20 protein-coding genes are annotated in these 26586 nt (G+C 61.5%); 7 read left to right on the top strand and 13 right to left on the bottom strand.

Going from position 1 to position 26586, the window contains the following annotated elements; all coding sequences use genetic code 11:
- Positions 1-4: 4 nt before the first annotated feature.
- Complete coding sequence (gene ku, locus HKK57_RS23955) at positions 5-829, bottom strand: non-homologous end joining protein Ku (protein ID WP_029290551.1); 825 nt, start codon at positions 827-829, stop codon at positions 5-7.
- A gap of 197 nt (positions 830-1026) precedes the next feature.
- On the opposite strand from ku, the gene HKK57_RS23950 reads away from it, so the two are divergent.
- Together HKK57_RS23950 and HKK57_RS23945 are read left to right on the top strand one after the other, a co-directional pair.
- Positions 1027-1344 (top strand): hypothetical protein, encoded by a 318-nt coding sequence (locus HKK57_RS23950; protein ID WP_169390920.1) that lies wholly within the window; start codon positions 1027-1029, stop codon positions 1342-1344.
- 19 nt (positions 1345-1363) lie between these two features.
- Positions 1364-2521 (top strand): PQQ-dependent sugar dehydrogenase, encoded by a 1158-nt coding sequence (locus HKK57_RS23945; protein WP_169390919.1) that lies wholly within the window; start codon positions 1364-1366, stop codon positions 2519-2521.
- Positions 2522-2551: 30 nt separating this feature from the next.
- Here the strand turns inward: HKK57_RS23945 and HKK57_RS23940 are convergent, their stop codons facing one another.
- Both HKK57_RS23940 and HKK57_RS23935 read right to left on the bottom strand, forming a co-directional pair.
- Positions 2552-3031 (bottom strand): nuclear transport factor 2 family protein, encoded by a 480-nt coding sequence (locus tag HKK57_RS23940; RefSeq protein ID WP_169390918.1) that lies wholly within the window; start codon positions 3029-3031, stop codon positions 2552-2554.
- Positions 3032-3063: 32 nt separating this feature from the next.
- On the bottom strand, positions 3064-3627 hold the full coding sequence (locus tag HKK57_RS23935; RefSeq protein ID WP_029290561.1) for a TetR/AcrR family transcriptional regulator: 564 nt from the start codon (positions 3625-3627) through the stop codon (positions 3064-3066).
- A gap of 124 nt (positions 3628-3751) precedes the next feature.
- On the opposite strand from HKK57_RS23935, the gene pssA reads away from it, so the two are divergent.
- On the top strand, positions 3752-5095 hold the full coding sequence (pssA, locus tag HKK57_RS23930; protein ID WP_029290564.1) for a CDP-diacylglycerol--serine O-phosphatidyltransferase: 1344 nt from the start codon (positions 3752-3754) through the stop codon (positions 5093-5095).
- A 158-nt stretch (positions 5096-5253) separates the two neighbouring features.
- Positions 5254-9093, top strand: a complete 3840-nt coding sequence (locus HKK57_RS23925; protein WP_237150432.1) for a hypothetical protein — start codon at positions 5254-5256, stop codon at positions 9091-9093.
- Between the two features lie 29 nt (positions 9094-9122).
- On the opposite strand, the gene HKK57_RS23920 is transcribed toward HKK57_RS23925, so the two are convergent.
- The 5 genes from HKK57_RS23920 to efeU all read right to left on the bottom strand — a co-directional run bounded on the left by HKK57_RS23920 (position 9123) and on the right by efeU (position 14779).
- Positions 9123-10322, bottom strand: a complete 1200-nt coding sequence (locus HKK57_RS23920) for an MFS transporter (RefSeq protein WP_029290568.1) — start codon at positions 10320-10322, stop codon at positions 9123-9125.
- Between the two features lie 269 nt (positions 10323-10591).
- Complete coding sequence (efeO, locus tag HKK57_RS23915; RefSeq protein ID WP_029290570.1) at positions 10592-11404, bottom strand: iron uptake system protein EfeO; 813 nt, start codon at positions 11402-11404, stop codon at positions 10592-10594.
- Positions 11405-11429: 25 nt separating this feature from the next.
- Entirely contained in the window at positions 11430-12719 is a 1290-nt protein-coding gene (gene efeB, locus HKK57_RS23910) for an iron uptake transporter deferrochelatase/peroxidase subunit (RefSeq protein WP_029290573.1), read from the bottom strand.
- A gap of 14 nt (positions 12720-12733) precedes the next feature.
- Entirely contained in the window at positions 12734-13936 is a 1203-nt protein-coding gene (gene efeO / locus HKK57_RS23905) for an iron uptake system protein EfeO (protein WP_169390917.1), read from the bottom strand.
- A 9-nt stretch (positions 13937-13945) separates the two neighbouring features.
- Complete coding sequence (efeU, locus tag HKK57_RS23900) at positions 13946-14779, bottom strand: iron uptake transporter permease EfeU (protein ID WP_029290577.1); 834 nt, start codon at positions 14777-14779, stop codon at positions 13946-13948.
- A gap of 209 nt (positions 14780-14988) precedes the next feature.
- On the opposite strand from efeU, the gene HKK57_RS23895 reads away from it, so the two are divergent.
- Positions 14989-16005, top strand: coding sequence for an AraC family transcriptional regulator (locus tag HKK57_RS23895; RefSeq protein WP_029290579.1), 1017 nt, complete (start codon positions 14989-14991; stop codon positions 16003-16005).
- Positions 16006-16175: 170 nt separating this feature from the next.
- Here the strand turns inward: HKK57_RS23895 and HKK57_RS23890 are convergent, their stop codons facing one another.
- Genes HKK57_RS23890 through mexE form a run of 3 tightly spaced genes read right to left on the bottom strand, consistent with a single transcriptional unit; the run spans position 16176 to position 22030 of the window.
- On the bottom strand, positions 16176-17591 hold the full coding sequence (locus HKK57_RS23890; protein WP_169390916.1) for an efflux transporter outer membrane subunit: 1416 nt from the start codon (positions 17589-17591) through the stop codon (positions 16176-16178).
- On the bottom strand, positions 17588-20767 hold the full coding sequence (locus HKK57_RS23885) for an efflux RND transporter permease subunit (RefSeq protein ID WP_029290583.1): 3180 nt from the start codon (positions 20765-20767) through the stop codon (positions 17588-17590). Before HKK57_RS23885 ends, HKK57_RS23890 begins: the two co-directional genes overlap by 4 nt.
- Positions 20768-20782: 15 nt before the next feature.
- The gene (gene mexE, locus HKK57_RS23880; RefSeq protein ID WP_070996344.1) at positions 20783-22030 is read right to left on the bottom strand and encodes a multidrug efflux RND transporter periplasmic adaptor subunit MexE; all 1248 of its coding nucleotides are present in this window, start codon (positions 22028-22030) and stop codon (positions 20783-20785) included.
- A 499-nt stretch (positions 22031-22529) separates the two neighbouring features.
- On the opposite strand from mexE, the gene yddG reads away from it, so the two are divergent.
- Positions 22530-23420 (top strand): aromatic amino acid DMT transporter YddG, encoded by an 891-nt coding sequence (gene yddG / locus HKK57_RS23875; RefSeq protein WP_070996245.1) that lies wholly within the window; start codon positions 22530-22532, stop codon positions 23418-23420.
- Here yddG and HKK57_RS23870 read toward each other — a convergent pair.
- Together HKK57_RS23870 and HKK57_RS23865 are read right to left on the bottom strand one after the other, a co-directional pair.
- Positions 23417-24373, bottom strand: coding sequence for an arsenic resistance protein (locus tag HKK57_RS23870; protein ID WP_169390915.1), 957 nt, complete (start codon positions 24371-24373; stop codon positions 23417-23419). The two genes, yddG and HKK57_RS23870, sit on opposite strands and share 4 nt — an antisense overlap.
- Positions 24370-25461, bottom strand: a complete 1092-nt coding sequence (locus HKK57_RS23865) for a helix-turn-helix transcriptional regulator (protein ID WP_133714398.1) — start codon at positions 25459-25461, stop codon at positions 24370-24372. The genes HKK57_RS23870 and HKK57_RS23865 overlap by 4 nt, the downstream gene beginning before the upstream one ends.
- Positions 25462-25561: 100 nt before the next feature.
- Here HKK57_RS23865 and HKK57_RS23860 point away from each other — a divergent pair, with 100 nt between their 5' ends.
- Positions 25562-26566, top strand: a complete 1005-nt coding sequence (locus HKK57_RS23860) for a hypothetical protein (protein WP_169390914.1) — start codon at positions 25562-25564, stop codon at positions 26564-26566.
- Positions 26567-26586: the final 20 nt, after the last annotated feature.

Genomic DNA, 26586 nt, shown 5'->3' with positions numbered 1-26586 from the left:
CGGCTCAGGAGGCCTTGGTGGTTTTTTTGCGCGCAGCGGGTTTACCGGCCAGGCTGCGCTTGAGCAGTTCCGTGAGGTCGAGCACGTCTGCCGATTTGCGCTCGTCTGCGCCGTCTTGTGCCTCAACGGTTTCAATCTTGCCGGCCTTGGCCTTCTTCTTGACCAGGGCCATGATCTTGTCCTGGAAACTGTCGCGGTAGTTCTCCGGTTGCCAGTCGGCACTCATGTCTTCTACCAGGCGCCTGGCCATGTCCCGTTCGCCCTTGGCCAGGGTTGGCTTGGTCACGTCCTCGCCCAACTCCAGTTCGTCGAGGTCGCGTACTTCGGCGGGCCAGCGCAGCATCACGAGCACCAGCGCCGATTCCAGGGGCATCAGGGCGGCCAGGTGTTGCTTGGTATGCAGCACCACGTTGGCCAGGGCAACCTTGGCGGTCTTGTGCAGGGTTTCCCGCAGGAGGGCGTAGACCTTGCCGCCGCGTTTGTCGGGGGCCAGGTAGTAGGGCGTGTCGATGTTCTGCAGGGGGATCTGGTCGCTGTCGATAAACGCGATGATCTCTATGGTTTGCGTGGCCTTGGGGTGGGCGGCGCGAATTTCATCTTCGCTGAGCACCACGTAGCGGCCTTTCTCATAGGCCACGCCCTTGACGATATTGTCTTTGGTGACCTCCTTGCCGGTGGTCTTGTTGATGCGCTTGTAGCCCACCGGGTCCATGCTGCGCTTGTCCAGCCAGTCGAAATCCACGCCCTGGGCAGACGTGGCCGACACCAGCGACACGGGGATGTGAACCAAGCCGAAGCTGATTGCGCCTTTCCAGATTGCCCGTGGCATAGGAGTGCTTCCTGATGGGGAATGGTCTTCAGGTGACCCGCAGCGGCTGGCAAAAGTTTCGGTGGTCGGCTGGCTGGAAGCGCGGCGTTGGAAAAGCCGTGTTACACCTGCCCGGAAAGTATTTAGTTACCAAACCCGAACCCTGCGCGTAGCGTGCTATCGAATGCAGGTATTCCTCGCCCCAGAGAGGCTTTGTCATGAACAGCCGTACGCGCAGCCTTGTGGTGTTGGCCCTGGGCCTTGCCTTGAGTGGCGGGGTGCAGGCCCAGAACCTGCCCGGCAACAACAACCCGTATAACAGCCCGATCAAGCGGGCTAACCCCAACAGCATGCAGGGCACCCAGCCCAATACACCGGCGACGCGTGGCACCTATACCGCGCCGGTGCCTCGCCTGCCGACCCTGGAAAACGGCGGCATCGGCAATCGTTATCCGCAGCGTGATGCCGCTCCCGCACGTCCTGCCACCCAGCCCTCAGCCCCGACGCAAGATGCCAATGGCAATCGTCGGCCCTGAATAAAAGGAACCCCACGGTATGTTTCTACGCACAACCCTTTTAGCGACCTGTTGCGCCAGCGCCCTGGCCTCTGCGCTTCCGGCGCTTGCCGGCGATACCCGGCAGTTTCCCAGTGAGCAAGGCAGTGTCACCGCGACGGCTATCGTCAAAGGCCTGGACCACCCATGGGCAGTGGCGTTTTTGCCAGACCAGCAAGGCTTCCTGGTCACCGAACGGCCGGGTGCGCTGCGCTTTGTCAGCCGTGACGGCAAATTGTCTGCGCCGCTCAGCGGCGTGCCGCAAGTGTGGGCCAAGGGGCAGGGCGGTTTGCTGGATGTGGTGCTGTCACCGGATTTCAAGGAGGACCGGTTGGTCTACCTGTCCTACGCCGAAGGTGGCGGCCAGGGCGGCACGGCCGGTACGGCGGTCGGGCGTGGCCGTTTGAGCGATGACCTGAGCAGTTTGAAGGACTTCCAGGTAATCCTGCGTCAGGCACCCAAGCTTTCGACGGGCAATCACTTTGGCTCGCGCCTGGTGTTTGACCGCGATGGCTACCTGTTTGTGACCCTGGGCGAGAACAATGATCGCCCTACGGCCCAGGACCTGGACAAGCTACAAGGCAAGGTCGTGCGGATCTACCCGGACGGTCGTGTGCCGGATGACAACCCGTTTGTCGGCCAACCCGGGGCCAGGCCGGAGATCTGGTCCTATGGCCAGCGCAACCCCCAGGGCGCGGCGCTGAATCCCTGGACCGGCACCCTCTGGGAAAACGAACACGGCCCGCGCGGCGGTGATGAAATCAATATCATCGAGCGTGGCAAGAACTACGGCTGGCCCCTGGCGACCCATGGCATCAACTATTCGTTGTTGCCGATTCCCGAAGCCAAGGGCAAGACTGCCGAAGGCACGGTCGCCCCCCACCATGTGTGGGAAAAGTCACCGGCCATCAGTGGCATGGCGTTCTACGATGCCGACCGTTTCAAGGCTTGGCAGCACAATCTGTTTGTAGGCGCCTTGGCCAGCCAAGAGCTGATCCGCCTGCAGTTCGATGGCGACAGGGTGGTCCACGAAGAACGCCTGCTGGGTGAGTTGAAGGCGCGCATCCGCGATGTACGCCAGGGCCCGGATGGTTTCCTGTACGTACTCACGGATGAGGCTGATGGCGTGTTGTACCAGGTGGGGTTGAAGCAGGATTGACTGGCACTGTAGGGGCCGGCAAGCCGGCCCCTACAGCCCCAGCTCGGACAGCCCCGGATGATCGTCCGGGCGTCGCCCCAGGGGCCAGTGGAACTTGCGTTCGTTCTCCTTGATGGGCATGTCATTGATGCACGCATGTCGGTTGGACATCAGGCCGTCCTGGTCGAACTCCCAGTTCTCGTTGCCATAGGAGCGGAACCAGTTGCCGGAATCGTCGTGCCATTCATAGGCATAACGCACGGCGATACGGTTACCGGTAAAGGCCCACAACTCCTTGATCAAGCGATAGTCCAGTTCCCTGGCCCATTTGCGTGTGAGGAAATCCTTGGCTTGCTCACGGTTATGGGCGAATTCGGCGCGGTTACGCCATTTCGTGTCCAGGGTGTAGGCCAGCGATACGCGCTGCGGGTCACGGGAGTTCCAGCCGTCTTCGGCGAGACGGATCTTTTCAATGGCCGATTGTTCGGTAAAGGGCGGCAAGGGCGGACGCACTTGTGCATTGGCGGTCATTTGATTACTCCTTTGGATTGTCAGTCGTTAATTCAAAGTGCCAATAACAATTGCGCCATGCATTGCGCATTATCAGCGGCAGTTTCATCGCCCATTATCAGGGCCATGGTGATGGCGCCATCGACCAGGATCAGCAGTTGCGCGGCCTGTTGCTCCGGGGCCGGGGTGCCATGGGCGTTGCACAGTTCAAGCAGGTACTCGAACAGTTTCTGTTTGTGCGCCTTGGCCAACAAACGGACCGGGTCTTGCGGGTTGCCGGTCTCGCCGCTGGTGTTGATAAAGGCGCAGCCGCGAAAGTCCGCAGAGGCGAACCAGGCCTTGAGCGCGCTGAACACGCCAAGCAGGCGCGCACCGCTGTCTGGCGCTTGTTCGACCTCGCTGCGCAGCCACTGCAGCCAACGCTCGTCGCGCCGCTGCAGGGCGGCGATTACCAGTTCATCCTTGTTGGCGAAGTAGCGGTAGATGCTTTTCCTGGAGACACCGGCGGTTTTCACCAGTCGTTCCATGCCGGTGGCCGCAATGCCGTGCCGGTAGATTAACTTTTCGGTGACATCCAGAATAATGTCGCGGGTTTCAGTAGTGGTCATGTCGTTCATGCCGCCAACAGTAGAACGATCGTTCTTCATGGTCAATTAATTATTTTCCATGGTTCGTGGGCAGACCTGGGCACCCCCATGGTGTAAGCTCTCGGGCTCTTCGGATTCGATCATTGCGAGCCCTATGCCGTCGTTATTCAAACGTTCCCTGTTGCCCAAGTTGCGCGGTTTCCCCCTGGCTACCGATGCGATCGAGGTGCTGTCCGGCGCTGCCGAGTTTCGCCGCTGCCTGCTGGAGAAAATTGCCCAGGCCCAACACCGTATCTATATCGTCGCCTTGTACCTGCAACAGGACGAAGCGGGCCAGGAGGTGTTTGACGCGCTGCATGCCGCCAAGGCGGCACGGCCTGAACTGGATATCGTGGTGATGGTCGACTGGCTGCGCGCCCAACGCGGGCTGATCGGCGCGGGCAAGCAGCCTGGCAACAGCGCCTGGTACCAGGCGATGACCCAGTCACACTCGACGCAAGTGCCGGTGTATGGGGTGCCGGTACAGACCCGCGAGCTGTTTGGCGTGCTGCATCTTAAGGGCTTTGTGATTGACGATAGCGTGCTGTACAGCGGCGCCAGCCTGAACAATGTGTACCTGCACAAGTTCGACAAATACCGCTTCGACCGTTATCACCTGATCCATAACAAGCCACTGGCCGACTCCATGCAGCACCTGGTGGAACACGGCCTGGTCGCCTCCAAGGCGGTCCACCGCCTGGACCTGCCCAACCTGCCCACCACTCGCAGCCTGCGCAATGACATTGGCGACTTGCGCAGCCGGCTCAAGCACGCGACCTATGACACCACGGCCGGTCAGGCCGGCATTGGTGGGTTGTCGGTCAGCCCGTTGCTGGGGGTGGGCAAGAACAACCCGCTGAGCCGGGTGATCTGCGAGCTGATCGCCAGTGCCCAGCAGCAATTGACCATCTGCACCCCGTATTTCAACCTGCCGCTGCCGGTGACCCGGGAAATCAACCGTGCGTTGGCCCGTGGGGTGAAGATCGACATCATTGTCGGCGACAAGACCGCCAACGACTTCTACATCCCGCCCAGCGAACCGTTCAGGATCATCGCCGCACTGCCGTATCTCTACGAAATCAGCCTGCGCCGCTTTGCCAAGCGTCACCAGCGCATGATCGACAGCGGCCAGCTCAACCTGCACCTGTGGCGCGATGGGGATAACACCTATCACCTCAAGGGCATGTGGATCGACGAGCGCTATACCTTGCTCACCGGCAATAACCTCAACCCCAGGGCTTTCCGCCTGGACCTGGAAAACGCCTTGCTGATCGATGATCCCCAGGGCCAGTGGCTGGCGCCACGGCGTAGCGAGCTTGAGGAGATTTTCCGGCACGCCACACGGATCCAGGGCTACCAGCAGTTGGAAACACTGGTGGATTACCCCGAAGCCGTCGGCAAGTTCCTGCGCCGGGTCAGCCGGGTACGGGTCGAGCGCTTGTTGTATCGGATCCTGTAACTGACCTGCCATTTTCTCGGCACACTTGAAACACTTAGCACAGTCTTTGGTGTATTCGGACTCTTCCTATAACCCCTCTAGGTTGGGTCTTGTAGCGTTGCATTGACAGTTCTTACGGAAAAGAACTCTCGCCCTCCATTAGGTGAAGAGAACTGGAAATGTCGACACACAGTGTAAAGAGTGCAGGCACGCCGTTTAACGTTGTGACAGGTGCAGGGCAGGGCTATCGACAGCCTGAGCCGACAGCCTCGATGCCGTCTTCCGAAGCGCCGTCTGCGCCCGAAGGCCAGGGCTGGCCAGCATCCGAGCAAACCCCACACAACCCCTCGATGCCTGGCAGGCTGACGCAAGCAAGGATCGAGTTGGCGGCGCAGCGCAAAAAACGCGACGCGACGCCATTGCCTGCTTTTCCATCGTCCGTCGATGCGGCGAAAGGCGATGAAAAGCTGCAGGACACCCTCACTCATTGGGTGACCACCGGCAAGCTGAAACGCAAACCCATCCCCGACAATGCTTCGATCAAACCTTACGTGGACCTTTATCGCGACGCGGTGAACGAGCCGGCGGTGCAGGACTGGCTTGCGAGCAAAGGCTTCAAATGGTCGACCGTGCGCATCGACCGCGACGGCGTAGAGGGCATAGTGATTCGCGATGGCGTCGAGACCAAGCAGCGATTTACCACCAGCGATGGGTCTGGTTGGTGGGAAGTGAGTGGCAAGGTAAGGGCGGCTGTGCGCTACCTGTCTCCCAGCGATCTGGGGATTCTGCTACCAGACCCGAAAACGGGCGACTTTAATCACGTTGACGTCATTCTTGATTTTTACGGCGTCAAGACACCTAACGAAAGCGGCGGTGCCGCGCAGCTTGGCAGGCAGCTTACAGAGGACGGCTGGCCCGGGATTTCCGAGCAAAAGCGCACCGATTGGCGTGAGCAGTTCGACCAACTCGTGCAGCAGAGCCGCGACCAGGATGTTCGTACGCGCCTGGCTCCCCAGCTGCAGGCGCTGGTCGATGCAAAGGCTGAGGGCGCCGATCTTGACCTGACTGCGCAGACTGTGGATATCGACCCCCAGTCGAGCCTGGCACAGAAAAGCCATCAGCCACGGGCGAGTTTTGCTCAGTTCCTGGCATCCCCGGCCTTCAGAACGTTCGTCGACAAAATCGGTTTTGGCCAGGGCGATCACGTTTACCGCATTCGCGACGGGCAGTTGGAACTACGCGACCGCGCCAATCATTGGACTAATCTGCAAGCCTTTCTCGATGACGAGATCAGCAAGACCCTGGTTGCAGGCAGTGCAGAAGAAAAGGCGCGCATTCTCGAACTGAATGCCAACTTCAACCAGTTGGTGGGCATGAGCAAGGAAACCGGCGACGCCCTGTATTCCATCCCCCAATATGACCTGCGCCAGGTCCTGGAGTATTGCGGGTTGGGGTCTCCTGGCTCCGTCGCGCAAGCACGCGTCGCGCTTGGCTGGCTGAACAATCAATTGCCTCCGGCGCCGCTGGCGGCGGACTACGCGAGTCTGACGCCCTATAGCTGGGGACCAGGGGCGTTGTCACCCAACGACCTGACGGTGCTCAGAACCCAAGCCGCCGGGCCGGGTTCGGTCACTGAACTGTTGCGCGATTTTGCGGACGGGGCGGACCTGCCCGCCGACCCGGATTTGCGGCTTCGGGCGTTCTTCGACTCGCCCCAGGCCATTGCCAAGGCGCAGCAATTGGCGGGCGTGCTGAATATGGCGGAGGTCGCCGGTGGCGCGCCCCTGTCCAGGGCTTCTCGCCACCAACTGCTGGCTGCCGCGATCAAGGCCAGTGTGGCCGTCGATGTGCCCGGCGCGCCCGGCGTAGTTGCCGGCTACGAGATCTATCATCCCAGCAACCTGGGGCGCACGATAAATCAGGTGCGCGAGGAGATAGAAACGCATTTGATTGACCACAAGGCGGTCAGCGCCAGCGCTGCGCCGTTGGTTGCCCACCTGATGCTGGCACAGGCTGCCCCTGAGTTTCTGATCAAGCCGACGCCCAGTGTGTCGACACTCGCACCTCAAGCACTGATGTTGCAGCCTGGGCAGGTGACCATCGGCTCGACCGCCTGGCTGAACCTGCGCCTGGGCACTGCCATGGCTGAAAAACTCGGTGGGGCGGGCAGTTCGCGGGCGCTGACTATCACCCAAGCCCTGGACCTGAGCCGACTCGATGCGATAGGGCCTGCGCAGGCAGAGTTAATCAAAAGCCTTGGCGCCCAGCCCTTGCTGGACTGGGCGGTGATGGCCGGAATTTTTCCCAAGTCATCCGATGGGCGCTACTCGCCAGGGGATTATCTGGCTGCCACACAGGCATTCACCGACCGGGAAAACCGCACTCGCGAGGCATTCAATACGCTGACGAGCGAGCCACCCACTCAAACAAGTCTTTTAGTGCAACAGTTGGCGAAGCTGTTTCCTGAGTTGACCGAGGACGAGATCCGCAATTTCAAGCTTGAGCTGGATACCGACGTGCCTTTTGACCCAAGGCAACACGGGCATCTTCAGACCCGTCAGCCCTACTTGACCGAAGTGATCCTGACTCAACAAGCTGAAAAGGATCCGCTGGTTGCCTTTGGCGATTGGGTGAGCCGTCTTTTTGGTGACGAAAAAAAGTACAAATTTATTCACCCTAAAATTTCCCAGGAAACCTTTAACGAAAGAATCAAAAAACTGCCGCCAATCACCCCGTTGGTCGCACCGGCCGTGGACCAATACATTGCCGATACCCGTAGCGCCCAGGCCACGGTGATCCGCCTGATGATCGCCAATGCGCCGCTGGAGGTACGCCGGGCGTTTGAGGTCGGCAAGCTGGAGTTCTTTACCTTGCGCGAGGAGACCGGGCAACCCGTGGAGGACGATCAGGGCGAGCACTCCAAGGTGCAGGAGAAAAAGGGCAGGCATGGCCTGTTGATGCGTTACGAAACCGGGGCGACGACCCCGAGATTCGGCTACTACGAAGTGTTTCCAGGCTCAATGAAAATGATCCGGCGTGACGATCTGAGCTACAGCCTTGGGCTAAATGGCGTGACCCAAAAAGGCAGTGTGCCCTACGGGCCTTTTGCCTTTGTCCAACGGGATTTTCGTCATGCAAAGCTGGAGAAGTTCGACTTCCAGGCCTATTCCCAGGGCACCGAGCCGCGTCCGGGAGTAGATTCCAGGGTCATTATCGAGAAGGCTCGCGAGCCGTTGCCCGGTCAGGTCTTGTCGCAGTGGCCCGGCCCCGCGCCGGTCTATGTCCCCAACAGTTGGGCTTCGACAAGAACACGCGATATCACCAGGACCGTGCTCGACAACACGTTCGAGGACAAGCGCGAGTTGCTGCTGGAGTACGCCAATCAACCCACACGGCTGCAGAAGCGCCGCAGCTACCCTTTCGATTCCGGCAAGATCCTGACCCAGGAGAACCTTAGAGCGGTCCTCAGTCTTATCCCATTTGTAGGTGCGGTTGCGGACATTGCCGATGGCAATATCAAGGACGGTCTCAAAGGGCTGTTGATCGACTTTGCGTCATTTGCAGCGACAGGCGGCTTGGCTGCAGCCAGGTCATTCTTCAAGGGGATCAAGGCGGTTGTGCCCTATAGCGGTCGCGCATTTGGTCAGGGCCTGAAGGAGAGCGGACTGCTGGTGCGCAGCATATTCAACCCTCTGGACGGCAGCGTCGATGTACTCAAGTCCGCGCTTAAAATCACAGAACGCAGCAAAAGGGTGTTGTCAGGGGAGTTGATGGGGGTCGGCTCAGGCATTTATCTGCCTACCACCGCCTTTGAAAAGTGCCGCTGGGGGCTGGGTGCCTATGAGACGCTGCGTGGCAAGCCGCCTGCTGACCCACAACGGGTAGGTCAGTTGGGCGTGAGCCAACAGTGCGCGGTCTACGCCGTGAACATGTACAGCAAGTGGTATGCGATCAACCCGGCGACCCTTAAACCTACTGGCGCTCCCCTTGAGGACTTCACGCCAGAGAGTCAGACGTGATAACCGCTCAGGGGAGGGCTGCCAGTCGTTCAACGCGGTGCCGGCCAGAGCGCAATGAGCAGCAGCAGGGCGGCGGCTACCAGGTAGGGTAGTCGCGGTTCGACGGCATAGATCAGCGTCCCGGCCAGAGGCCCGACTACCACCCCCAAGCCTTGTGCTGCACCGACCGAGCCTGCGGTGGCGCCTTGTTCCGAGGCCTCCACCGCGTTGGCCGCCAGTGCGGCGAACGACGGGAAGATCCAGCCCATGCCGGCCGCCGAGACGAAGAAACACAGCCAGAGGATCCACGCCGTATCCGCGAACATGCTGCCGGCAAACCCCAAGGCAGAGACGATAGCGCCGACGCGGATCATCCGCAGGGGCGGCCATTCCAGTTTGCGCACCAGTAACTGCGAGCAGATCAACGCCAGGCCCACCATCGTCAGGGCAATCCCGGCGGTTTGCGCGGCGTCGGCGGGGTTCATCTGCAGGCGGTCCAGGGCGAAAAAGCCCACGGTGATCTGGGCGATGGACACACACAGCATGGCGGCAAAGGCCACTACCAGTGGGCGCCGCAAGCGTGGGTCCGAGAGGTTGACGGCCTTGGGCGGTTGCTTGAGGTGCAGCTCCTGGCGCGGCAGTTTCAGCAGCAACACCACAAAGCCCAGCATCGGCAACAACGCCATCGCATAAAACGGCAGGCTCAGGCTGTAGCGGGCCAGCAGCGCGGCAATTGCCGGCCCCAGCACCAGGCCGCAGGCGTTGGCCGCGCCCAGCGAGGCCATGGCCTTGGCGCGGTGGGCCGGCTCGATATTGTCGGCGATCAGCGCATAACCGCCCACCGGGATCGCCGCGTAGAACACCCCGATCAACCCGCGCCCTAGCACCAACCCGATAAAGGCCAGCATGGCCGAGGGCAGCAGTTGCAGGGACGCGTCGATAAACACGCACAGCGCCCAGTACGCCAGAGTGAATCCACCGGTGCCCAACAGCAGCACCCGGCGCCGCCCCAGCCGGTCACTGGCCTGGCCCCAGGGCCGCGCCAACAGCATCCAGATCACCCCGGACACGGTAACGGCCGCACCCGCTTGCCAGGTCGCCAGCCCCAGCACCCGGGCGATGGGGCCGATCAGCGAGACAAACGCCATCATCGCCATGGTGCAGGCCATATTGGCGATCAGCAGGGGGCGCAGGTTGAATGACACTGAGGTGGGCAAGGCAGCATCAACGCTGGCGGCCGAATCGGGCATGGGAAATCTTCCGTGAGTGGGATCGATTGAACGTTATAGGTAAGACGGTTAAACGCATAGCGCGATTAGCCGCAATGATGAAGATCTACAGCTGCTCTGCGCCCTAATGCCGATCAGTAAGCGAACGCAATGCTCAAAGCAGCGAAGATCAAATGTGGGAGCGGGCTTGCTCGCGAAAGCAGTGGGTCAGTCAACATCAATGTTTGCTGGGCCGACGCCTTCGCGAGCAAGCCCGCTCCCACAGGGGGGTGTGAATGCCGAAGGCTTTCTCAGTTCAGGCCCAGTTTGCCACGCAGGGTCGACAGGTCTTCGGCCAAGGTGTTGACCGGGCCGACCAAGGCCTTGCGGTCGTTTTCCTTGACCTTGTCATAGGTCTCAAAGCCACCATCAGCCGTTTTGTATTTGGCCAGGATGCTGTCCACCGTGGCGAAGTTCTTGTCGACCTTGGCCAAAAACGCCTTGTCCTGTTGCTCGATCTGCCCACGGAACAGGTCGACGATTTTCTTCGCCCCATCGATATTGCCCTGGAAGTCATACAGGTCGGTGTGGCTGTAGCGGTCTTCTTCGCCGGAGATCTTGGTGGCGGCTACTTCTTCGAGCAATGCGGCCGCGCCGCCGACGACTTTTTCTGGCGGGAAGGTCAGGCCGGCGACGCGGGTTTGCAGGTCCTTGACGTCCTTGTTCAAACCATCGGCCAAGGCGTCCAGGCCCTGGGTGCTGTTCTCGGCAAACAGGCTGTATTCGAGGCGGTGGAAACCGGTGAAGTCCTCGGCCTTCACGCCTTTTTCGTGATCGTCGACCCGTGAGTCGATTGAGGCGTCCAGGTCGCTGAACAACTCGGCGATGGGCTCGATGGACTCATAGTGCACGCGGGTAGGGGCATAGAGTTTTTTTGCGGTGGCCAGGTCGCCTTTTTTCACCGCGTCGGTAAAGGCCTGGGTCTGGGTGACCAGTTCATCGATCTTGTCGGTGACATAGATCTTGTAGTCCGACACCGGCCCCACCAGGTCCAGGGGCGCCGTCGCGGCAAAGGCTGCGAGCGGAGAAAGGGTCAACAACAATGCAAGAGACGACTTCTTCATGGGACGGTTTCCGCTGGGATGGGGTTTAGGTGTTGGCAGTGCTGTGCAGCAAGGTGCGGCCGATGAAATCCTGCGGCCCGGTGACGCCTGGTAGCGTGAAGAAGTACCCACCGCCCACCGGCTTGAGGTACTCCTCCAGCGGCTCGCCATTGAGCCGGGTTTGCACAGTAATGAAGCCTTTTTCCAGGTCGGCCTGGTAGCAGATAAACAGCAGGCCCATGTCCAACTGGCCGTTCTTGTTGACGCCGTTGGAGTAGTTGAACGGCCGGCGCAGGATCAGGTTGGCCTGGGTTGCAGCGGTGCGCGGGTTGGCCAGGCGGATATGGGCGTCGAGCTTGGTCAGCTTGCCTTCTGGGTCTGTGCTGTAGTCGGGCACCTGGGCTTCGTTGTGACCGCCCATGGGCGCGCCGCTGGTCTTGATCCGGCCAATGATGCTTTCCTGTTCCTGCAAGGGCGTGCGGTCCCAGCGCTCGACGAAGTTGCGGATGATCCGCACCGCCTGGTAGCTGCCATTGGCGGCCCAGGCGGGTTCGTCACTGCCGGGCTGGACCCACACCAGTTGATCCATGGCCTTGGCATCGTTGGAGTCTGGGTTGGCGGAACCATCGCGAAAGCCCAGGAAATTACGCGCACTCTGTGCCGGTTGCCCCGCCCGGGCAGGCGCCTGGGGCGGCACGCTGCCTTCCTGTTTCCAGCGCACCAGCAGCAGGTCCGGCAGGTTTTTCACGATATCGCGCAGGGCGTGGATGTTGGTGTCAGGGGTGTTGGAGCTGAACTGCAGGCTCAAGTCGCCATGGCACTGCGCAGGTTCCAGGGCGTCATTGGGGAAGCCGACCATGCGGCTCAGGCGCTTGGGCTTGGCGCCGGCCAGGCCGAAACGTTCGTCGAACAGCGACTCACCCACCGACACGGTAATCGTCAGGTTATCCGGGGTGACCACCGGGCCAAGGATCCCGGAGTCAGTGGGCGGTAGTTTCGGATCGACTTGTGGCACCGTACCGCCGGTCATCAGGAAACCGATACGCTCGTTGAGGGTGCGAAACAGCCGCTCCAGGTCTTCGCGGTCGCTGGCCAGCACATCGAACGCCACCAGCATGCCGCAGGCCGGGCGCGGGGTGACAATGCCGCTCTGGTGCTTGCCGTGGAAGGCGTGGTGGTCCTGGGTTTTTTCGCTGCTGGGGGCGGCGGTGACCTGGGCCGCGCCGGCCGCCATGGCCGGGCAACTGAGGCTACTGCCGGCAATCGCCGCACCGGTGGCGGCCATGCCCAGCAATACGCGGCGGCGCTGGGCGTTGAACTGTTCTGAATCACTCATTTATTCGGTCGTCTTCACTTAAGGCCTGTGAGGCCAAGGGCTGGGTCGATTCCATCGAGTGCGGCGGCCAGAGCCTTGGCCTTGTCGGCGATCTGCTGGCGCTGATCGGCGGTAACGCTGTCATAGGTGCGGTAGTTGCCATCGACCTGCAGGCCGTCGAGTTGCCCGGCGAAGGCGCTGATCGCGCTATCGATACCTGGCAACAGGTCGGCAGCGGACTTGGTCAAAAGCGGACGCATCAGCTCAACCACCTTGCGCGTGACCGCCAGGTTTGCGGCAAAGCCATTGAGGTCGAGGTGGCTGTAGCGTTCCTCTTCGCCACTGGCGGCGCGCACGTCGGCCAGGCTATTGAGGTTGCGCACCAGGATGCTGACCAGTTGCTCGGGCGGCAGTGACTGCGCGAGCAACTGCTGCTTGAGGGCGGTGACATCACTTAGCAAACGCTGGGCAATCGGTGCCAGGCTGTCGAGGCTGTGCTGCGCGAAGAGGCCGTATTCCAGGCGATGAAAGCCGCTGAAGGCCGGGTCCTGTTCGCGTTTTTCGAAGTAATCGGCGCGGGCATTGATCGCGTTGTCCAGCTCGGCCAGGCGCTGGGCTGCCGGGGCCAGGCGCTGGTAAGCCTCGCGTGCTGGCAGGTACAGGGCCTGGGCTTGGTTCAGGTCGCCCGCAGCAATCGCTTGTTCGAGGGCGCTGACGGCCTTGATCAAGGCGCTGCCCTGGCTATTGAGGTACACGCGAAACTCCGACAGCGGGCCGATAAAGGCCACCATCGACGGCTTGGCTTTGGCCTGGGCGTCGGACTCGGCGGTGGGGGTTACCTGCAGGGTGCCGCGAGGGTTGCTCAACAGGCCGCAGGTGATGGCGTAGTCGCCCGGCAGCAGGTTGGCGTTGATCACCTGGCTCAGGCCGGGGGCGATGTTTTCACGTTCTTCGACCACCAGTACGCCGTCGAGGATTTCCCACTCCACTGCGCGATCCGAGCGATTGATGATGCGAAAACTCGCACGACCGGCCGGCACCGTCAGGGCGTTGGGCTCGCAGGCGTGGGCGTGGATGATCACGGCGATTTCGTTGTGATTGACCTGGCGCTTGGCAGCGGCCAACTGCGAGGCGTAGTAGAACAGGCCACCGGCGGCGATCATCACGATCACCGAACCGGCTAGCGCCCAACGCAAGGCGCGAGGTGGCGAGGCGGGGGCAGGGGCTTGGTTTGGCAAGGGACGACCTTACTGGCTGGAGACGGAAGAGGAGGTGGCTGGCGCGGTGGGCATAAAGAACATCACCAACGCCAGCACCAGATAAGTCAGGTAGGCACCCAGGGTGCTGACGGTCGGCGCGTCCTGATAGCCAAACATGCCGGCCAGTACCGAACCCAGCGGGCCATCCATCGGCAGGGTGGCGCTGAAATCGAACAGCACGCTCTGCCAGTGGTTCCACACCCCGGCTTCATGCAGGGCCTGCACCGAGTTGGCGAGGATGCCGGCGGCTACTACCAGGATGAACAGCCCGGTCCAGCGAAAGAACGCGGCGAGGTTCAGGCGCATGCTGCCGCTGTAGATCAGGAACCCCACGACAATCGCCAGCACCAGGCCGAGCAGGGCGCCGATGGGCGCTGCCGGACCTTCGCTTTGCTGGAACACCGCGAGCAGGAAGAACACGGTTTCCAGGCCTTCGCGGGCCACGGCGAAAAACACCATGGCGATCAGCGCAATCACTTGGTTGCGCGAGCCGGCCAGCGCGTGATCCAGGGATTGATGCAGGGAGTGCTTGATCGAGCGCGCGACTTTACGCATCCAGAACACCATGGAACTGAGAATGCCCACGGCCACCAGGCCGACAATGCCTTCGAACAGTTCCTGCTGCTTTTGCGGGAACTCGGCGCTGACCAACTCCAGGCCACCGCCGACCAACAGCGCCAGGGCGGCGGCCAGAAACACGCCAATCCATACTGCCGGCATCCATTGGCCACGGCCGGTCTGTTGCAGGTAGCTGGCGATGATGCCAACGATCAATGCGGCTTCAATGCCTTCGCGCAGCATGATGAGAAAGGGAACGAGCATCGGGCACCGCAACGTAATTAGTTAGGGTGCTAAGTTGTAACATAATGATACTCATTGCTAAACAGAGGATCTTGACGTTTCCTGAACAGCCGCTGAACAGCCCTCTATCTCCTGGCTTCTGCAAGGATTGATGAAATGCCAGGCCTCTCTGTTCCTTCCAGGCCAGCACGCTCCTACAATGGCCGACCTACAAGATTGAGCCCTTGCCCATGTCGGAAAAAGACACAATCTCCATCCACCTGGTTCGCGAAGCCTTGTTGCAAAGTTGCGCCCCCGGTGCGGCGACGCGAGAGGCCCTGAACAAGGTAGGGATCGACCCAGCGTTGCTGGAGCAGCCCGCCGCCCGGGTTCCGGCCCTGGCGTACGCGCGGCTCTGGCGCTTGCTGGCGCGCCGCCGGGATGATGAGTTCTTTGGCATGGACCCGCGCAAGTTGAAGTCCGGCAGCCTGGAGTTCTTGTGTCGCGCCGCTATGGCCCAGCCCACCCTGGGCGAAGCCCTGGAAACCGGCCTGAGCTTCCTGTCGCTGATGCTCGAACACCTGCCGGCGCAATTGGTGCGCCAGCAAAGCCTGGCGGAAATTGTCTTGCTGGAACACGAGCCCGAACCGCGCCGGGCGTTCACCTATTTTTGCTACTGGATGATCGTCCACGGCGTCGCCTGCTGGCTGGCCGGGCGGCGCATCCCGATCCTGGCCATCGAATTACGCAGTGCGCAGCCGGCCTTTTGTGATGATTACCAGGTGATGTTTTCTGACAACCTGCGTTTTGATCGCACCCGTACGCGGATGATCTTTTCGGCAGACTGCCTCGACCTGCCGGTCAAGCGCAGCCCCGAAGAACTCAAGCGTTTCCTGGCCCATGCACCGGCCAATATCCTGGTCAAATACCGCGACCCCGACAGCCTGGCGATGCGCATCAAGCACGACCTGCGCCAGCGCCCGGCCCAACACTGGCCGGAAACCGAAAGCCTGGCCCATGACCTGTGCATGTCCGCCTCGACCCTGCGCCGGCGCCTGGCCGAAGAAGGGCAGACCTACCAGGGCCTCAAGGACAGCGTGCGCAAGGAACTGGCGGTTGTCTGGCTGGCCGAGGCCGATATCAGCTTCGCCGAGATCGCCAGCCGCCTGGGTTTTGCCGATGTGAGTTCGTTCTATAAGGCGTTTCGCAAGTGGTCGGGGTCCAATCCTGGGCATTACCGTAGCTTGATTCTTACCGACGCCAACTAAGCCGTCGGCACTGCGCAGTCTGCATGGCAACAGAGCTTCTGTGACAAGGGGGACAAGCCCCCTCTCCACAAAAGCCGCCGCAAACACCAGAGCAAAAAAAAGCCCCGTGACCGAATGGACCACGGGGCTAAAAATTGGCTGGATGCGACCAACCAAAGGAGCTCTTTACATCACTTGAGGGTGGCGACCACCGTGTCTGGCTGCCAGCCACCACCCAATGCCTTGTAGATCGCCACGATGCCGCGATACAGGTCTACTTCGGCCAGGGCCTGGGCGTCTTCGGCCGCCAGGCGTTCACGCTGGGCGTCGAGCAGCACGAGGAAGTCGGCGGTGCCTTCGCGGTAGCGGATCTCGGCCAGGTCGGCCGCAGCACGGCTGGATTCGCTTTGGCGGATCAGCGAGATCAGGCGCTGTTGGCGTTTGCCGTAGTCGCTGAACGCGTTCTCGGATTCCTCCAGCGCCAGCAACACTTGCTGCTCGTACGTCGCCAGGGCGCCGTCGGCCTCGGCATCGGCGCCGCGCAATCGGGCGCGCACGCTGCCCAGGTCAAAGGCGGCCCAGGTGATGCTCGGGCCCAGGGCCCAGGCATTGGCGGCAGACGAGCCGATCTGCGAGCCACGGCCGGCGGTAAAGCCAAGGAAGCCACTGAGGCTGACCCGAGGAAACAGGTCGGCCTTGGCCACGCCGATACGCGCGGTGGCCGCTGCCAGTTTGCGTTCAGCGCTGAGAATGCCCGGGCGCCGTTGCAGCAGTTGCCCCGGGTCGCCAATCGGCAAGGCCTTGGCAATCGCCGGCAGGTCGGCCGGGCTCAGGTCCACTGTGAGTTTGTCCGGGCGCTGGCCGAGCAGGGTGGCGATGCGGTTGCGTTCGCGCACTTGTTCGGCCTGCAATTGCGGCACGCTGGCTTCAACCGCCGCCAGGCGTGCGTCGGCCCGTACCACGTCCAGTTGGTCGCCGACGCCGGCATCGCGCAGGCTTTCAGTGATGGTGCGCGAATCCTGCTGGTTCTTCAGGTTGGCCAGGGCGATTTTTTCTCGTAGCTGCGCACCACGCAATTGGCCGTAGGCGTCCACCAGTTCGGCAATCATGCTGACTTGCAGTTGATAGAGGTCGGCTTCGGCAGCTTGCTGGTCGGCGTCGCTGGCCTCCAGGTTACGCTGGATACGGCCAAACAGGTCCAGCTCCCAGGCCATGTCCAGGCCCAGGTCATAGCGCTCGCTGTTGACCCGGCGGGTGGTCTGGCCCGGGATCTGCCCTTTGGCCAAGTCGCTGCTGGCGCGGCTGGTGATGGTGGGCATCGCGTCATTGCTGGCGTCATCCCGAATCGCCCGGGCGGCCCGCAGGCGGGCAAACGCTACGCGCAGGTCGCGGTTGCCGCTCAACGATTGCGTCACCAGTTGGTTGAGGATCGGGTCCTCGAACTGCTGCCACCAGATGCCTTCGAACTTGGCGTGGTCGTACTGCTTGGCATCGGCGGCGGCCGTGATATTGGCCGCCTCCAACTGCTGGGTTTTATAGTCCGGGCCCACGGCACAGGCGGCGAGCGCCAATACCAACAGGCTCGGCAAGAACACTTTCACACTCATTGCTGTGTCTCCAGCTTCAAGGCCTTGGCCGCTTTGCGTGCATCGCTGCGCTCCACATAACGGCGGATCAACACGTAGAACACCGGCGTCAGCAACAGGCCGAAGAAGGTCACGCCGATCATCCCGGAGAACACCGCCACACCCATGGCGTGCCGCATCTCGGCACCCGCGCCGCTGGAGAACACCAAGGGCACCACGCCCATGATGAAGGCGAACGAGGTCATCAGGATCGGCCGCAGACGCAGGCGGCAGGCTTCCAGCACCGCAGCCAGCGGGTCGAGGCCTTCTTCCTGTTTGTCCTTGGCGAATTCGACGATCAGAATCGCGTTCTTACAGGCCAGGCCCACCAGTACGATCAAGCCGATCTGGGTAAAGATGTTGTTGTCGCCACCGGACAGAATCACCCCGGTAATGGCCGACAACAGAGTCATCGGTACGATCAGGATTACCGCCAGTGGCAGGCTCCAGCTTTCGTATTGGGCGGCCAGTACCAGGAACGCCAGCAGTACGCAGAGCGGGAACACGAACAGCGCGGTATTGCCCGAGAGGATTTGCTGATAGGTCAGGTCCGTCCACTCGTAGGTCATGCCGTTGGGCAGTTCTTCCTTGAGCAGTTTCTCGATCGCCGCCTCAGCCTGGCCCGAGCTGTAGCCAGGGGCCGCGTTGCCGTTGATTTCGGCGGTGATAAAGCCGTTGTAGTGCATCACGCGGTCCGGCCCCGAGGTATCGCTGACCTTGATAAAGGTCGCCAGCGGGATCATTTCGCCCTTGTTGTTGCGCACTTTCAGCTGGCCGATCTGGTCTTCGTCGAGGCGGAACTGCTGCTCAGCCTGCACGTTGACTTGATAGGTACGGCCGAAGCGGTTGAAGTCGTTGGCATACAACGAGCCCAGGTAGATCTGCAGGGTGTCGAAGATGTCGCTGATCGCCACGCCGTGGGTCTTGGCCTTTTCACGGTCGATAGCCGCATCGACCTGGGGCACGTTGACCGTGTAGCTGGTGAACAGGCCAAACAGTTCAGGCACGTTGTGGCTCTTGGCGATGACGTTCTGCACTTCTTTGTACAGTTCTTCGTAGCCCAGGTTGCCGCGGTCTTCGACTTGCAGGCGGAACCCGCCAATGGTGCCCAGGCCCTGTACCGGCGGCGGCGGGAAGATCGCCATGTAGGCTTCCTGGATATCCGCATACTTGCCGTTCAGTGCCCCGGCAATCGCCCCGGCGGACATGCTCGGATCCTTGCGCTCGCCGAAGGGCTTCAAGGTCACGAACACGATGCCGCTGTTCGGGCTGTTGGTGAAGCCGTTGATCGACAGGCCCGGGAAGGCGATGGCGCTTTCCACGCCGGGCTGTTTCAGGGCGATGTCGGACATGCGCTTGATCACGTTTTCGGTGCGGTCCAGGCTGGCGGCGTCCGGTAACTGGGCGAAAGCCACCAGGTACTGCTTGTCCTGGGCCGGTACGAAACCGGTCGGCGTATGGGCAAACCCGAAGAAGGTCAGCACCATCAGGCCGCCATACACGAACAGCGCGATACCGGTGCCGCGAATCACCCGGCGCACGGTGCCCACGTAGCCATGGCTGGCTTTTTCAAAAAAGCGGTTGAATGGACGGAACAGCCAGCCACCGAAGAGCTTGTCGAGGAACCTGGAAAACCGGTCCTTTGGCGCGTTATGGCTGCGCAGTAACACCGCCGCCAGGGCCGGCGACAGAGTCAGGGAGTTGAATGCCGAGATCACGGTAGAGATGGCAATCGTCAACGCAAACTGTTTGTAGAACTGCCCGGTCAAGCCGCTGATAAAGGCGGCCGGAATAAACACCGCACACAGCACCAGCGCCGTGGCAATGATCGGCCCGGTCACTTCGCTCATGGCTTTTTCCGTGGCCGGGAAGGGCTCCAGGCCCAGCTCGATGTTACGTTCGACGTTCTCCACCACCACGATGGCGTCGTCCACCACGATCCCGATGGCCAGCACCAGGCCGAACAGCGACAGCGCATTGAGTGAGAACCCGAACAGGTGCATCACCGCAAAGGTACCGATCAATGACACCGGCACCGCGACCAGGGGAATGATCGACGCACGCCAGGTCTGCAGGAACAGGATCACCACCAGGACCACGAGGATCAACGCCTCGAACAAGGTGTGGACCACCGCCTCGATCGAGCCACGCACAAACACGGTCGGGTCGTAGGCGATGCGGTAATCCATGCCTTCAGGGAAGCTCTTTTTCAGCTCCGCCATTTTGCTGCGCACATCGTTGGAGATGTCGATGGCGTTGGAGCCCGGCCGCTGGAAAATCGGAATCGCCACCGCCGGCTGGTTGTCGATCAGGGAGCGCAAGGCATATTGGCTGGAGCCCAGCTCGATGCGCGCAATGTCCTTGAGGCGCGTGATCTCGCCGTTGTCGCCGGCGCGAATCACGATGTTTTCGAACTCTTCCTCGGTGACCAGGCGCCCCTGGGTATTGACCGACAGCTGGAAGCTGGTGTCATTCGGCGCAGGCTGCGCGCCCAGGGCACCGGCGGCCACCTGGCGGTTTTGCTCGCGAATCGCGGTCACGACATCGCTGGCGGTCAGGTTGCGCGAGGCGGTCTTGTTCGGATCGAGCCACACCCGCAGGGAGTAGTCGCCCATGCCGAACAGCTGCACATCACCCACACCACCCAGGCGTGCCAACTCATCCTTGATATTGAGGATCGCGTAGTTGGACAGGTAGAGCATGTCGTAGCGCTGGTCCGGGGAGGTCAGGTGCACGACCATGGTCAGGTCGGGGGAGGCCTTGTCCACGGTGATACCGATGCGCGTCACTTCTTCAGGCAGTTTTGGCTGAGTGCGCGTCACACGGTTTTGCACCTGCACCTGGGCGTTATCCAGGTCGGTACCCAGGGCGAAGGTGATGGTCAGGGTCAACTTGCCGTCGGCGGTCGACTGCGAGGACATGTAGAGCATGTTCTCGACGCCGGTGATCGCCTGCTCCAGCGGTGAGGCCACGGTTTCACCGATGACTTTGGGGTTGGCGCCCGGGAAGTTGGCACGCACGACCACGGTCGGCGGTACCACCTCCGGGTATTCGCTGATCGGCAACTGGAACAGCGAGATCGCGCCGGCGATCAGGATCAGCAGTGAGAGCACCGCTGCGAAGATCGGCCGTGATATGAAGAACTTGGAAAAATTCATCTTGTGTGTAGTCCCTTAACCGCGTGGAATCGCGACACTGGCGAGCTTGGGCGCGGCTTTGTTGTCCGGCGTCACTTGCTCCAGGTTGCTGGCTTCAAGCGCTTGTCGTTGTTGGGCCAAGGCGGCGAGGGTGGCCTGGCTGGCCATCGGGATAGTTTCCGGGGCGACCGGCGATCCCGGGCGCACCCGCTGCAGGCCCTTGACGATAATGGTGTCGTCCTTGCTCAGGCCGCTGCGTACGATGCGCAAGCCTTCGATCTTTGGCCCCAATTCAACGGCGCGGTAGGCGGACTTATTGTCGCCATCCATCACCAGTACGAATTTCTTGCCAAGGTCGGTGCCCACGGCCTCGTCGGTGATCAGCACGGCGGAGTAGGTGCCGCTGCCCACCAACTTCAGGCGCGCGTACAGGCCTGGGGTGAAGCGCCCGTCGCTGTTATCGAACACGGCGCGGCCCCGGATGGTGCCGGTGGCCGGGTTGACCTGGTTGTCGACAAAGTTCATCTGGCCCAGGTGCGGGTTGCCCTCTTCGTTGGACAGGCCCAGATACACCGGGGTGGTCGCGCCGCGACGGCCCTGGCGCGCCAGTTCGGTGTACTTGAGGTACACGCGCTCATCGGCGTCGAAGTAGGCATACACCTTGTCGGTGGAGACCACGCTGGTCAGTTCGGTGACGTCGGCGGTCACCAGGTTACCGGCGGTGATCGCTGCGCGGCTGACACGGCCGCTGATGGGCGAGGTGACGCGGGTGAAACTCAGGTTCAGGCGGGCCAGGTCCAACTGCGCCTGGATCCCGGCCACGGCGGCGCGGGCTTCCTGGGCGGCAGTGGTACGGGAGTCGGCCAGCTCGGCGGAAATCGCATTGCTCTGGCGCAGGCGCTCGCCACGCTGGGCTTCGTTGTCACTGCGCGATGCGGCGGCTCGGGTCTGTTGAAGCTGGGCTTCAAGGCGCCGCACTTCGGCCTGGAATGGACGTGGATCGATCTGGAACAGCAGGTCGCCTTTCTTCACCAGCGCGCCTTCGGTAAAGGCTACCTGGTCGATCTGGCCCGACACCCGTGGGCGGATCTGCACGGTTTCCGGGGCTTCGAGGCGGCCGGTGAACTCGTCCCACTCGTTGACGGGTTGCTCCAGCACCTTGGCAACGCTGACTTTGCTGGCGGGCATGGCGGCCGCTTGCTCGGGGGCCTTGCCGCATGCGCTCATCACCAGCACGGCCAGAAGGGCCAGGGGATAGCGCAAATGTTTGAGTGACTGTTCCATGAGGTGCATCCGCCAATGTATTTGAGATGGGCGGATCATGCTCGGCGGTGTGCTATCTCACGAATCGAATGAAACAAAGGTAACTATCATTCGGAATGATATAAGCCTGGGGAAAGCCCTCTAGCATGGGGTTTTCGTTAGGGTGCTATCAATCCCATTGATAGCAAAACACCTTTGCGCGATCTGCAGCCAATCTCGAGTGCCTACCCTGAAGATATTCCCTGTGGGGCTGCGTCAGTTCAGCCAGAGATGCATCAACTGACCCATCGCCATCGCAGGCAAGCCAGCTCCCACTTTCGTTCTGTGGTGTGGCCCAAATATCCAGTACCACCAAGATCCCCTGTAGGAGCGGGCTTGCCCGCGATGGCGCCCGCTCAGCCAGACAAGCATCAACTGACCCACCGAGCTCTCACAAGGCGACAAGCAATACCCCAGCGTGTACCGTTGCGGCCTTTGTGCCGCAGGTGCTGTGGCTGTGGACATTCTTAGAGAGGCATCCATGCAGATCAGGGGAGAGCGGGCCGCGACGGTGTGTGGTTTGGTGGCAATCCTTTTATGGAGCACCGCCGCCGGGTTGATCCGCAGCGTCAGCGAGGTGTTCGGGCCCCTGGGCGGCGCGGCGCTGATCTATACGTTGGGTGCGGTTCTGCTGGTGTCCTGGCTCGGACGTCCACGCTTGCGCGCCACGTCCTGGCCTTACTTGATCATGGGCAGCGGGTTGTTTGTGGCCTACGAGGTCTGTCTGTCTCTGGCCCTGGGCTTTGCCAGCAGTCGCAACCAGGCCATTGAATTAGGTGTGGTGAATTACCTATGGCCGTGCCTGACGGTGCTACTGGCGATTGTCATGAATGGGCAAAAGGCGCGCTGGATCATCGTGCCGGGCAGTGCGTTGGCGTTGTTTGGCATTCTCTGGGTGGTGAGTGGCGATGGCCTGGCATTGGCAACCATCGTCGCCAATGTGCAATCCAACCCGTTGAGTTACAGCCTGGCCCTGGGTTGCGCGATTACCTTTGCCTTGTATTGCAACGTCACACGGCGCTACGCGGGTGGGCAAAACCTGGTGGTGCTGTTTTTCATCCTCACCGCAGCGGTGCTATGGGTCAAATACGGCTTGAGTGCCGAGGTGCTGCCGGCTTTTAGCCTGGGCAGCAGCCTGGAATTGCTGGCCACGGGCGTCGCCATGGCGGGTGGTTATGCCCTGTGGAATATCGGCATCCTGCGCGGCAACCTGACGTTGCTGGCGACCGCGTCCTACGGCGCGCCGGTGTTGTCATCGGCCTTCGCCGCGCTGTGGCTGGGCGCCCACCTCACCCCGCAATTCTGGCAGGGCGCGGTGCTGGTCACGGCAGGTTCGCTACTGTGCTGGCACGCGACGCGCGAGCAGGCCTAGGCCCGCCAGACCAGGGCCGGAATCACGCGGATATAGATCAGCTCACAGACCAACTCGATCAATGTCTGGGTGATGATCGCCGCCGCAGCCAGCATGCGCATGTCTTCCGGCAAGGCCAGCGCCAATGGCAGGACCACCAACGAGTTGCGCGTGGCACTGCTGAAGGTGACTGAACGCGCCGTGGCCGCCGGCAGCCGGAAGGCCCGTGCCGTCAGGGCGCCAACCACAGGTGCGAGCAACATGAAGCCCAGGTAAACCGGGATCACGGGTAACAACTGCTCGATCTCCCGCGCCACGAACGCGATCTGCGAGCCAATCACTACCAGCAGCACCGTCGCCATGGCCGGCACCGGCATCCACGCCCAGCCCTGGTTCCAACGCGCAATATGGGGTGAGCGCCGGGCCCCGGCACACGTCAGTACCGCCAGCAGCAAAGGTACGGCGATCAGCAGCACAAACGCCTCGACAAACGGCCCGAGGGTGATCGTTACCGCAGCCTCACTGGGAATAACTGTCAGGTACAACGGCAGCAGCGCCAGTTGCAGCAACAGCAGAAAGGGCGTGGCGGCCAGGGTCAATCGGGCATCGCCTTTGCCAATATGGGTAAACACCACCACGTAGTCGATGCAGGGCGTGAGCAGCACCAGCAGCGCGCCGATCAGGATCGCCGGTTGATCATGCAGGCCAAGGGTAAGCGCCCAGACGAGCAGGGGGATCAACACAAAGTTGGCCACCAGCAACGCTGCGATGAAGCGTCTGTTGGCCAGGCCCTGGCGCAGTTGCAGAAACGGGATTTGCAGGAACATCGCGTACATCAACACCGCAATCGCCGGAGTGACGAGGCCGCCCAGGCCCTGCGCAGCCTGAGGGGCGAGCAAGCCGCCGACGGCGGCGACGATGACCACCACGAAGTAGATTGCGATCTGGTGCTGCTCAAGCTGGTCTCGGTTCACGGCGTGTCCTTTGGCGCGGGTTCATTGCTGGCGTAAAGCGTGACGGCGCGCAGCAGAGTCTGGTGTACGTGGCTGCGCAGGGTGGCCGGGGCCAAGACTTCAATATCCGCCGCATTGCTCAGCAAAAACAGGCGCAGGCCCTGGGTGTCGTAGAGGCTGCAACTCAAGTCCCAGTGCTGGTCACCCTGGGGCACGATCACTTGGTCGTCGGTCAGCGGGTTCTCGCTCAAGCGGTTATGCAGATTGGCACTCAGGCGCAGCTTGAGCGGCACCGGTGCCTCGCCATGGATGGTCATCAGGTGCTTTTGCGCGTCCAGCGAATTGACGTCGTAATGCGGCGGGCCAGGCACATCCAGCCAACTGGTCTTCACGGCCAGCATGCGATGCAGCATCAGCGCACACAGTGTGCGCGGCCCGTTGCTGCTGTACTTGCCACGCTGATCTGCAGGCACGTACCCGGCCGGCCAATGCTCCTGCTCCACATACGCAGACAGATAGACATTGGAGTCCTGATAGGAGAGGGCCAGGGGTTTCAACAGGTACCGACATTCGACGCCGCCTGCGTCCCTGGGCAGGTAGGTCACTTCCAGGGACACGTCTTCGAGGATCGCCGTTTGAATCGTGGCCAGGTGCGCGGGGTCGTGCTTGCCCGGCTGGAGCAGGGTAAACCGCGTGCCGCTGGTGATGCGTTGGGACCAGGCCAGGGGGCGGGCCGAATGCTTGGTCATCTCCGACGCCGCGTATTCGCGCAGTTCACCGAGCTGTTCGGTATGGGCGTTGAACCCGAAACGCTGGGCATGCTCGAAAATCGCTGCCAGGGTCATGGCTTCTGTGGGAGAGAGCGTCAGGTCAAAACTCTCGCGGCCGGACTTCCAGTATTTGGCCTTTTTATCCGGGCCTTTTTCCCCCACTGCCACCAGTTCGGTTTCGGTCAGGGCTTCAAGATCACGCAGGGTGGTTTTGCCATGGAGGCTGAAGTCATCGAACCACTTGCACAGCGCTGTATGGATGTCTGCGGTCTTCATCGACGTGCCGCTGCGCTGGAGAATCTTGCGCAGCGCGGTGCGGCGTCGGTGATAATTGATCATGGCCGATACTCAAAGACAAAAAGTGGGTTTATTCGCTGGGACTATGTGCTCGCTGGCAAGCAAACCCGCGATTTAGAGCGCCAGCCCACAGGAGCATTTCATGAACTGCAAAACCTATCTAGCCCTGCCACACGTTATTGCGTTCACGCGCTGGTTGGCCTCGGAGCTTGAATCCCAGGTGCTGTTCAAGCATCAGTACGTCAACCGCAAAACCGGCGTGCATTGGTCGTGCAGCAGCTTGTACAACGCATTCGAACACTACCGCTGGAACCATCCGGGCAATGCGCGCCTGGACTTTGCTCCAGGTACCAGTGCGCTCAGCAACGGCAAGGCCCTGGCAGCCTTGGGTAAAGACCTGGTGGCGGCTGCCGGCGACGACGCTCGCAGCGCAGCAGCGGCAAGTGATGTGATGCGCTGGGGTGGTGTCACGGCGCACAACGTGGACTGGTTGCAGACAAACAAGGTTGGCCTGGCGAGCATGCTGCAAACCATCGTGGCAGCGCTGGACGCCGGTGATGAGCGTGCATCGGTGTTGCGCTCCGACCAGTTGCGCTTCAACGCCGGGATGACCAAGGTGTATTCCTTGCTGTGCAAGGACTTCATTATCTATGACAGCCGCGTGGCCGCAGGCCTGGGCTGGTTGGTGGTGAAATACTGCCATGCACACGGCCTGGTAAAAGTACCGCGGGACCTCTGCTTCCCCTGGGCCAAAGCCAAGGAAGACAAAGATGCCCTCGCGCCAAAACGCCGCAATCCCGGCGGCGATGGGTTCAAGTTCACCGGTTTGCGCTCCGGCCACCACCACGCCATGTGGAACCTGCGCGCCAGCTGGTTGCTCAGTGCCGTGCTCAAGCATCCAGACGCTGCCGGCAGCCGCTTCCAGCAGGTGGCGGCGCCGAATGATCCATTGCGTGCCATGGAGGCGGCGCTGTTTATGATTGGCTATGACCTGGGCCAGGAAGCCGAGGCGCCATACCAGGAATACAGCGCCGAGTTTGCCGAGAAGATCCTAGCGGCTGCCCGTGGGAATTTTGTCGAGGTCAGTGCCGATGACCTGATTGCGCAGTTGGATGACATGCTGGCCAAGGCACGGGTGCCAGGCTAGCAATAGCATCTTTAGGCCGG

Origin of the sequence: Pseudomonas sp. ADAK21, from assembly GCF_012935735.1 — a bacterium.
GTDB lineage: Bacteria > Pseudomonadota > Gammaproteobacteria > Pseudomonadales > Pseudomonadaceae > Aquipseudomonas > Aquipseudomonas proteolytica.
Note: the sequence above shows the minus strand (reverse complement) of the source record. Positions and strands in the feature narration are given on the sequence as shown.